Source organism: Methylophaga sp. UBA4204 (assembly GCF_002379485.1).
Lineage (GTDB): Bacteria > Pseudomonadota > Gammaproteobacteria > Nitrosococcales > Methylophagaceae > Methylophaga.
On the sequence record NZ_DFTU01000108.1, the window covers coordinates 45,147 to 48,532 of the forward strand.

Annotated in this window: 3 protein-coding genes; 1 reads left to right on the forward strand and 2 read right to left on the reverse strand. The window is 44.2% G+C overall.

The window, feature by feature from the left end; all coding sequences use genetic code 11:
- The coding region (locus tag B3182_RS15850; protein WP_292753479.1) for a DUF7092 domain-containing protein at positions 1 to 546 on the reverse strand (546 nt) is incomplete at its 3' end.
- A gap of 2 nt (positions 547 to 548) precedes the next feature.
- Positions 549 to 1,865, reverse strand: coding sequence for a YjgN family protein (locus B3182_RS15855; protein WP_292354562.1), 1,317 nt, complete (start codon positions 1,863 to 1,865; stop codon positions 549 to 551).
- Positions 1,866 to 2,091: 226 nt separating this feature from the next.
- On the opposite strand from B3182_RS15855, the gene B3182_RS15860 reads away from it, so the two are divergent.
- A partial coding sequence (locus B3182_RS15860; protein WP_292753481.1) for a transglycosylase domain-containing protein occupies positions 2,092 to 3,386 on the forward strand: 1,295 nt, incomplete at its 3' end.

Below are 3,386 nucleotides of genomic sequence, written 5' to 3' on the forward strand. Positions count from 1 at the left end.
TTGCTCACTAAACGACTGAAACTTTGCTAAAAGTATGTCTCGTTGCTGTTGAGGCAGTTCTGAGGGAGACAAAACCGTCTCATCCAGCAACCGAAGTGTATGACTTGCCGCCTTATCAGAAATAGTTGAGGGTAACCAAAAAGCCATTTTTTTTGCTGCAGCTGGCACACCATATTGCATCATGACGTAGCCAAACCCGACAAACAGTATCAGCGCAAAGAAAACCAGTTGCCAGCGACTTTCAAGCAGATGAATGAGTCGGGAAAAGCCATGACCTTTGACAATAAGCAGCTGATCGATGGTCTCATTATCCAGACTTTCAAATTTCTGACCTTGCTGAAAATACAATTGTCGGCTAGTGTTACCCAAACGTGAGGAAATTTTCAGCTCATTCAGTGAACAGCAAGCCAACTGAGTGCCATCCGACCGGTCTACAACTTCAATATCCTGCTCGGAAATATGCCGTAAAAATGCAGCGCGCTGTCTGGAAACACCTTCTTCATACCAGAAGCCATCGATCCGTACACGCTGCCAAAGCGGTTGCATTATTAAAAACCGACATCCATATCAAACACATCACTGACACCTTCCCCCAATGGTCCCACACGCTGACTGACATCATTTGAAAACTGATTCAAATCGCCTGCCACCAGCATTTTAGTGTGTATCGCTTTATACGCAGCTACCCGAACTTTTGCCCATGGAATAAACAAGCCTAAAGTGAGCACAATCGCCACAGTATTACTCAAAACCAACCACATATAAGACGCTGTGGTGTAGTTGGCAGAAAAAGCATGAGAAGAGAGTGTGGCATGGTTAAAACGTAAATTTGTCGTCTTTACGGTAAAAAATACAAACAACGTGAGATACATCATCACGCTTAACAGCATCGTCAGAATCCCCACGGCTTCCCGGTTTAAAAGCGTTACCAGCAGAAATACCCCAAAGGACGTCATAAGAACGATGCCAACCATCGCCAAAGCAATTTTATAGTAGGCACTGGCTTGAGGTTCGAACTCAAATGCCGTATCACCATAGCGCATATTTCTCACCAGAAAACACTGCTGTTTATAAATGGCATAAGGCATCAGCAGAGAAAAAGTCACTAAACCGAGAATCGGCCAGAGAATATAAACCTTGAAGGCTTCACTATATTGGCCATCAAATCCAAACCGCACATTGCGATATTCACTATAAAAAGCATTGAATGTCAGTGATTTTACCACCAGCCAGGGAAATAACACGATGAACAGTAGACCAAATATCACGCCTGTAGCCGGGAAAAGTGAAGTGGTAACAATATAGAACACAAAAAAAGCAAAGGCTATCAGTCGCCCTTTGAGAATCTGCAACGGAACGGCTTGATAGCTAAAGCTTGCTCCATCCAGCTGAGTATTTGCATAGAAGTACTGTTTATTACGGACTTTGGCCCAGGCTGAATATATGCCCAAAGTCATAATCGTGAGCACGATATTAACTATCCAAATCCGGAAATATTCAGCACCTTGACCACTGAAAAAAAATGCCCTTTGTCGAGGCTCAACTTCAGCTGCTATCTCAACATCCTGCGTTGGAGCCAAACCATCATTTTTTGCAGCCTGCTCCATAGCCGGCAGTCGTGGTTCTTTTTTATCATGCCTTATCAAATAGGATTCGGCACCGGCACTCTGCAACTCTTCCTGTTGTCGCTGAGCCTGCTCGTAACCCACCCCCTTCAACACAATCGCATGTTTCTGCTGGAACAGTTCGCTAACAGCATTTTCTGTTAAGGCAAGTAATCTCGCTAGATTATGTATCACTTCCTCAATATTGAATCCATCCAATAATTGTCCACTAAGCATCACGTCATAACGTAACTCTGACACGTTAGACCTCCTTGTCTGTTTTAATGAGTTTTGCCGAAGTATAGAAGCAAGCAGAATTGTCAGCAACTTTTCGCTTTCATAGTCATAAATAATGATTACAGAAGTAACTATTGAAAGACTTTGCTAATATAAGCGGCACATTGACGATATTGCAGCCAAACTAAAGTCTTTATGGTTTGCCTGACACGTTTCGACTGCCATTCTTTCTACTCTCACTCCTCAGGTTATGGTAAGTAAAAAAAATCCCCCTCCATCCCAGCAGCGGCGTAATCCTCGCTCTAAAAAAAAACGTAGAGCCTTAATTTCTAAAGGCACACTGTTCAAGCTGCTGTTTATTATTCTGCTTTTGCTAGGGGGGGCAACACTGTATCTGGATCAGCAAATCCGCAGTCAGTTTGAGGGGAAACGTTGGGCTTTACCCGCTAAAGTCTTTGCCAGACCACTGGAGTTATATGTTGGCGCACCAGTGTCACTCAACGATTTGAAAATAGAACTTAAAGCGTTGGGCTATCAGTTTGTTGATAAGGTCAGCGCACCAGGGGAAGTCGCTTTTTCTGCTTCACGGGCAACGTTGTCGACTCGAGGTTTTCACTTCCCTGACGAACTTGAACCAGCCAGGCAACTTATTTTAGAGTTCAGTGGTGACAGCTTAAGTCAGATCCGTTCAGCAGATCAGCAGTCACTAACATTAATCCGGCTTGAACCCGCCTTAATCGGCGGTATTTATCCACTCAATAATGAAGATAGAGATTTAATTCAGCTTGAAGAAGCGCCGCAGCCGTTTATTGATGCATTAATCGCGATTGAAGATCGGGATTTTTATGATCATTTTGGTATTTCACCTAAAGGTATTGCGCGTGCAACATTAGCCAATATTCGTGCAGGGGCATTTGTGCAGGGTGGTAGCACCTTAACCCAGCAATTAATTAAGAACTTTTATCTGACAGCCGATCGTACTTTGCTACGCAAAATGCTGGAATTGCCAATGGCGATGCTCCTCGAATTTCATTACAGCAAAGACGAAATTCTCGAAGCCTATTTGAATGAGGTCTACCTGGGTCAATCCGGCAATCGTGCCATCCATGGCTTTGGACTTGGTGCGGCACATTATTTTGCCCAGCCAATACAGGAGCTCAAATTACATCAATTGGCGTTATTGGCCGGTCTGGTAAAAGGACCATCCTATTACGATCCACGACGTAATCCTGAGCGTGCCAAAGCCAGGCGGAATCTGGTGCTGAGTGTTTTGCATCAGCAAGGTTCAATCACTGACGAAGAATACATGCTGGCCTCAACGGCTGAGCTGGATGTGGTTCCGGCTGGTAGTTCGATGAAAGAGGCTTATCCGGCCTATATTGATTTAGTAAAACGGCAATTACGCCGAGAATATAAAGATGAAGATCTTGGCTCAGAGGGGCTAAAGATTTTCACCAGTCTGGATCCCATCAGTCAGCATAAAGCAGAAACTTCTCTGGTCAGCACCATTGAAGATTTAGGCAGAACCTATGGTGAAAGTCTGGC